Source organism: Arthrobacter agilis (genome assembly GCF_002953615.1).
GTDB lineage: Bacteria > Actinomycetota > Actinomycetes > Actinomycetales > Micrococcaceae > Arthrobacter_D > Arthrobacter_D agilis_B.
The window spans coordinates 3,038,309-3,044,067 of the sequence record NZ_CP024915.1 but is presented as its reverse complement, the minus strand read 5'-3'; the positions used below and the strand labels follow the sequence as shown (position 1 = coordinate 3,044,067).

The following is a 5,759-nucleotide window of genomic DNA, read 5'->3' as shown; positions in this document are numbered from 1 at the left end:
CGACATCAGGTTGTTGGTGGCCAGCGTGATCGCCGGAGCCGCATCGAGGTAGGCGCCGTAGGTGTCATCCATCCCGAGATCGCGCATGGTGCGGGCGAACAGTGCCGAGTGCATGCGGGCCGGCAGACCGTTCCCGTACTCGTCCGCCTGGATCTCCACCAGGGCTGCTTTCGCCCGGCCGGCCAACCGCGGGATCGCGAATGTGTGCGGGTCGGCTTCCTTGAGCTGGTAGACGGACTTGTGCACGAGGAACTCCCGCAACTGGTCGTTCGTCGCGGACCTGGCCACGAAGCGGGACATACTGGGGCCGGAGTCCTCCCCGGTCATGCGGAAGAGTTCCGCGCAGACGGCTTCGCTGGTCGCTGCGGGCAGCTCGGGCAGGACGACCTCGTCGCGCACCCTGCGCTCGAAGGCAGCCTCGATCCGGTGCCGTACCCGCAGCAGGTCCGGATTCCACTCCCAGTCGTCCCCCGCGCCGTCGACACCGCTGTAGTGCAGCTCGTACATGCAGAAGAGGGCAAGTTGGAGGTCGTCGTCGTACAGGATGTCGGCCGTCTCGTGGACCGCTGCGCCGACGAGCGCATCGAGCCGCTCCAGGGAGTCCTGCCCGGACGCGGCGGTGCCGGCGATGATGGCCAGGACGAGGGCACTGATCTCTCCGCGCGGGGAGGGCTGCTGCATCGAGGACCTCTTCTGTTCGTCGTACCTGCACCGTCGATCCGGAGCAGTGATGCTAAGCGTACTTCGCTTCTGCCCGCGTGGGAGTGCAGAGGCCGGAGGTCCCTGCACCGGACGACGCCGGCCCGGCGGGCACGGATGCCCGCCGGGCCGACGTGATCCCTGCTCCCGGGGCCCTGGCGCCCTGGCGCGGGAGCTGCGGCCTCAGGCGCGTCGCGTCGTACGGTTCCCGCGGTTCAGGGCGAGGGCGAGGCCGATCATCCCGACCGCCAGCAGGAAGTGCAGCCAGTTGTCCGCCGTGTTGACCGGCACGAAGTTGGCGGCCGACTCCTGACCGATCACGAGTCCGTAGATCCACAGGATGGCGTAGATGATCCCGCCGCCGAGGAGGTACGAGCGTGCTCCCGACACCGTCCTCGACATGGCGAGTCCGGCGACGCCGAAGAGCAGGTGGACGATGTTGTGCAGGATCGACACCTGGAAGATGCCGAGCAGCATCGCCTCGGACTGGTGGCCGGCGAACATCATCGTGCTGTAGTTCGAGGTGATCCCCGGGATGAACCCCAGGATCCCGACGAGCAGGAAGACGACGCCCACGGCCTGGGCAGCGCGCTGCAGGGTGGTACGTCCGCTCTCCACCGTGCGGTTGTTCGTATTCGTCATGACGATCTCCTTTCCTTCGGGTGCTGCGATGCGTTACTCGCGGTTGAGCTTGTCCTGCACGGTGCCGGCCATCTTCTCGACGGTGTTCGGGATCTCCGTGGTGCCGTAGAAGCGTGAGTCCGGATGGGTTGCGGGCGGCATGGGGGCACGGGTGGTGGGGCCTTCGTGGTAGGTGAACTCCCCCTTGCCGTCGGGCGTCGGCCCGGCCGCCCAGCTGCCCTCGGAGGCGGTCTTGCCGTCCGAGAAGTTGAGGTACTGGTAGGAGACCTCCCTGGCTTCCTTCTTGAGCGGGAAGTTGCTCGGCACCGGGAGTTCCTCCAGCTTCGATTCCTGGAGTTCGCGGGCTGCCGCGATCCACTGGTTCTGGTGCATGGTGTCGCGGGCCAGGAGGAAGGAGAGCATGTCCCGGATCCCGTGGTCGTCCGTCATGTGGTACAGCCGGGCCACCTGCAGTCGGCCCTGCATCTCCGCGTTCGCGTTCGCCGTGAAATCCGCCAGCAGATTGCCGCTGGCCGTGACATAGCTGCCCTGCCAGGGGTTGCCCATGCTGTCCACCGGCCGGGCGCCGGCGCCGGCGACGATCGCATGCTGCATGTCCGTCCCGCCGAGCACGGCAGCGATGGCCGGATCGGACTGGACCGCGTCCTCGGTGATCCCGAGGGGGGCCTTCTCGAGGAGCTGCGCGATCATCGTCGCGAGCATCTCCACGTGTCCCATCTCCTCCGCGCCGATGCCGAACAGCAGGTCACGGTACTTGCCGGGGATGTGCGCGTTCCATGCCTGGAAGCTGTACTGCAGGGCGACGGTGATCTCACCGTACTGGCCGCCCAGGACCTCCTGCAGCTTCCGCGCGTAGACGGCATCCGGCTTGTCCGGGCTGGCCTTGTACTGGAGCTCTTGCTTGTGGAAAAACACTGGTGCTTACCCTCCCCACATCGGGCCCCGCCCGGGTTGGGTCCGCTCCTTCTGGAAGCGGCCGCAGGCAGGGCCTCTTGATCCGACGCTAACCGTGCGCCTAGGATTTCCGGAAGATACTAAGCGTACTTATTTAGAGGTTGCGCGATGTGGAGAAAGGACTTGCGCCGTCGAATGTAAGCATGCTTAGCTTCAGTGATAAGTCCAGCACGACATGCCGGACCGTCGCATCGAGAACACGATGGAACGTCCGCTTTAACGGCAATATCAACGTTAGGAAGAACCATGACTACGCAGAATTGGCCGCAGGACCCCCTGGTTCCCTCCACGACCGGCAACGAGTCGTCCACCTCGAACCTGGAGACCACCGAGCTCGGCACCACGGAATTCACCGGTGGCAACTCGGGATCCGGTGATTCGAAGAGTTCCGTCGCCAAGGACCAGGCCAAGCAGGTGGGCCAGGACGGCAAGGAAGCAGCCAAGAACGTAGCCGGCACCGCAGCCTCCGAGGCGAAGAGCGTTGCTGCCGAGGCCGGATCGCAGGCCAAGAACCTGCTCGGAACCGTGACCTCCGAGGTGAAGAACCAGGCCGGTTCGCAGCAGCAGAAGATCACCGAGGGCATCCGCGGCATCTCCGACGAGCTGAAGTCCATGGCTGAGAAGTCGGACAACCACATGGTGGCCAACATCGTCCAGCAGGCATCGCAGCGCACGGATTCGGCGGCAAGCTGGCTCGAGGGTCGCGACGCCTCCGACATCCTCGAGGACGTCAAGGCCTTCGCACGGCGCAAGCCGGGCACCTTCCTCGCCATCGCAGCAGGATCCGGCCTGATCGTGGGCCGTCTCACGAAGGGCCTCACGGGCAACCGCGAGTCGGGCAGCACCTCCGGCACGGGCCGGAGCTCCAGCTCGACCGGCACCTCCACCACGGGCTCCTACCCCGGCTACACCGAGGTCGATTCCGACCTGTACAGCGGAACTCCCGCCACCGGTGGATTCGGTGAGACCACGCGGGGCCAGCATGTCGCCGGCTCCAACCCCGCCTTCGTCGACCCGACGGACGACTACCCCACCATTCCCCCGGGCACCCCTCCCGTGGGCACCCTCCCGAATGACGGGAGCCTGCGCTGATGAGTGAGGCATACACAGGGGGCGCCCACCAGGCCGCCGCTCCACCACCATCGGAGGCCGAGCAGCGCTCCGCCAACGCCTCGGTGGGCGAACTGCTCGGGGAGGTGACGAAGGACCTCTCCAAGCTCATGCGGCAGGAGGTGGCCCTGGCGAAGGCCGAGGCGACCGAATCGGCGAAGAACGCCGGGAAGGGCGCCGGCATGTTCGCCGGTGCGGCCATCGGCGGCCACTTCGTCCTCCTGTTCCTCTCCCTCGCACTCATGTGGGGACTCGATGCGCTGATGCCGATCGGCTGGGCCGCCGTCATCGTCGCAGTGATCTGGGGCATCATCGCAGCGGTCCTTGCCCTGCAGGGCAAGAAGGAAATGAAGCAGATCAAGGGTCTCCCTCAGACAGCGGAGACCGTCAAAGAGATCCCTCCGACACTGAAACCAGGTGAGCACACCCGATGAGCCAGACGCCAGATGAGATCCGTGCAGATATCGAACGCACCCGCCAGGAACTGGGCACCGACGTCGACGCGGTGGCCGACAAGGTGAACCCTGCGAACATCGCGCACCGGCAGACCGAGAAGGTCAAGAACAGCTTCAGCAACGTGAAGGAGACCGTCATGGGTAAGGCCGAAGACGTCAAGGATTCCGTCATGGGCACCGCCGGGGATGTGAAGGACTCCGTCACCGGCAAGGCCTCCGGCGTCAAGGACAGTTTCGCGAACACCGCCGGTAGCGGACGGGGTGCCGCACAGTCCGCCACCGGAGCCGCGAAGGACAAGGCCCTCCACGCCGGACACGCCGTGCAGGACGCCCCTCGCCAGCTGTCCGACAAGGCCGCGGGGAACCCTCTCGCAGCCGGCCTGATCGCCTTCGGTGCCGGGCTCCTCGTGGCATCGCTCATCCCGTCCAGCGAGAAGGAGCAGGAGGCCGCCTCGCAGCTGAAGGAGCAGGCCGCTCCCCTCAAGGAGAAGGTGACCGAGGCGGCCAAGCAGGTCGTCGAGGAGGTCCGGGAGCCCGCACAGGAGGCCGTGCAGTCCGTCAAGGACTCGGCCGCCGATTCGGTGCAGACGGTGAAGGACGAAGGCCAGCACGCCGCCAGCGACGTCAAGGGCAGCGCCCAGGACGCGAAGTCGAACGTCCAGCAGAGCTGATACGCGACGCAGGATGAGGAAAGGCCACCGGATCCCGTCCGGTGGCCTTTCCTCGTGGCGGACTCCCCCGCGTCCGGGTGGCCGTCCGCACCGCGCTACCGATCACCCAGTGCCCGGCGGACCTACCCGAGGAGCGCTCCCGCCTCCACCAGGCCGACGATGGGCTGCCGATACTCCACCGAGAGGATCTCGAGCATTGCTGCGGCATAGTCGGCATTGGTACTGCCGATGGCGTCGAGTGCATAGCTGACCCGGAAATCGTGCGCGAACGCATCGGCCCCCGTGTGTGCCACGCAGTTGTGTGTCGATACCCCCGCGAGGACGAGGCGCTCCACCGCATGGCCACGGAGGCGCTCCGCGAGGTCCGTGCCGAAGAAGGCACTGTCACGGGTCTTGGTGACGGTCTCGAGGCCCGAGACCCTCAGACCGTCGACGACGGCGGCCTGGTGCGTGCCGCGGAAGATGAAGCCCTGATCGTCGTCGAGCATCGAGGTGGTCCACGTGGACCGATCCGCGAGGTGCTCGGTGCGCGCCACGAGAACTGGGCTCCCGCCCCGCTGCGCAGCGTCGATTAGACCGTTGCAGGCGGCCACGAGTGGGCCCTGGGCCTTCGCGAGGACCTCGTCCTCGAAGAAGGCGTTCTGCATGTCGATGATGAGGAGTGCGGCCCGACCACCGGGCGTCCGATCTCCGGCCCCGGGCACATCCGATCCGGGCACATCCGATCCGGCCGCGGGATCAGTGGGCGGCATCGGGTTCCCGGTGCGCTTCCGGCAGTGCTTCCCCGAGATGGCGGAGGACCCGGTCCTCGCGAGGCCGCGGGTCCCCCGCCGGCGATTCCAGGACGACGAGTCCTGCTTCCTGTCGGCCGGCGATCCCGCGGAGCGCCAGGGCATCGGTCAGGACGTCGGGACCGGCGGACGGCGCCTCCGCCAGGCGATGCACCTCGACTTCCGCCATGTTGGCGGCGTACGCGATCTGCGCGGCGGTGAATCCGTCGGCGAGAGCCTGGCGGATTGCTTCTCCGCAGGCCATGGCGAGCCGGTCACGCTCGAATTCTGCATCTTCCAGATCGGCGGCTGCGATCAGGACGTCGTTGATGTGAGGGGGTCGTACAGCTGACATGGCGCCCTTCCCGGGGGCTCGGCGAACGACCGGCTGCACACCGTGCCGGATCCCGTGCACGCCAGGAAGAGCCGGCCCGCAGCACCGCCGACAGGCGGGCGCG

General features: G+C 67.0%; 8 protein-coding genes. 3 read left to right on the top strand and 5 right to left on the bottom strand.

Annotated features, from left to right (window positions below; genetic code table 11):
- The 3 genes from CVO76_RS14835 to CVO76_RS14825 form a co-directional block, all read right to left on the bottom strand.
- Positions 1–681 (bottom strand): iron-containing redox enzyme family protein (locus tag CVO76_RS14835; RefSeq protein WP_208739942.1); only part of this gene is annotated, 681 nt, incomplete at its 3' end.
- Positions 682–882: 201 nt separating this feature from the next.
- On the bottom strand, positions 883–1,341 hold the full coding sequence (locus tag CVO76_RS14830; RefSeq protein ID WP_133079949.1) for a DUF4383 domain-containing protein: 459 nt from the start codon (positions 1,339–1,341) through the stop codon (positions 883–885).
- Positions 1,342–1,374: 33 nt separating this feature from the next.
- The gene (locus CVO76_RS14825; RefSeq protein ID WP_133079950.1) at positions 1,375–2,256 is read right to left on the bottom strand and encodes a manganese catalase family protein; all 882 of its coding nucleotides are present in this window, start codon (positions 2,254–2,256) and stop codon (positions 1,375–1,377) included.
- Positions 2,257–2,541: 285 nt separating this feature from the next.
- On the opposite strand from CVO76_RS14825, the gene CVO76_RS14820 reads away from it, so the two are divergent.
- From CVO76_RS14820 to CVO76_RS14810, 3 genes are read left to right on the top strand one after another with little or no spacing between them, the layout of a single operon-like run.
- A complete protein-coding gene (locus tag CVO76_RS14820; protein WP_208739941.1) occupies positions 2,542–3,387 on the top strand; it encodes a hypothetical protein in 846 nt (281 codons plus the stop codon).
- Entirely contained in the window at positions 3,387–3,839 is a 453-nt protein-coding gene (locus tag CVO76_RS14815; protein ID WP_133079952.1) for a phage holin family protein, read from the top strand. Before CVO76_RS14820 ends, CVO76_RS14815 begins: the two co-directional genes overlap by 1 nt.
- Positions 3,836–4,531 carry a DUF3618 domain-containing protein gene (locus tag CVO76_RS14810; RefSeq protein ID WP_208739940.1) on the top strand — a complete coding sequence of 232 codons (696 nt, stop codon included), beginning with the start codon at positions 3,836–3,838 and terminating at the stop codon, positions 4,529–4,531. The genes CVO76_RS14815 and CVO76_RS14810 overlap by 4 nt, the downstream gene beginning before the upstream one ends.
- Before the next feature lie 122 nt (positions 4,532–4,653).
- Here CVO76_RS14810 and CVO76_RS14805 read toward each other — a convergent pair whose 3' ends face one another.
- Positions 4,654–5,250, bottom strand: coding sequence for a cysteine hydrolase family protein (locus CVO76_RS14805; RefSeq protein WP_244186011.1), 597 nt, complete (start codon positions 5,248–5,250; stop codon positions 4,654–4,656).
- A gap of 19 nt (positions 5,251–5,269) precedes the next feature.
- Positions 5,270–5,656, bottom strand: coding sequence for a hypothetical protein (locus CVO76_RS14800; protein ID WP_208739938.1), 387 nt, complete (start codon positions 5,654–5,656; stop codon positions 5,270–5,272).
- Between the last annotated feature and the right edge of the window lie 103 nt (positions 5,657–5,759).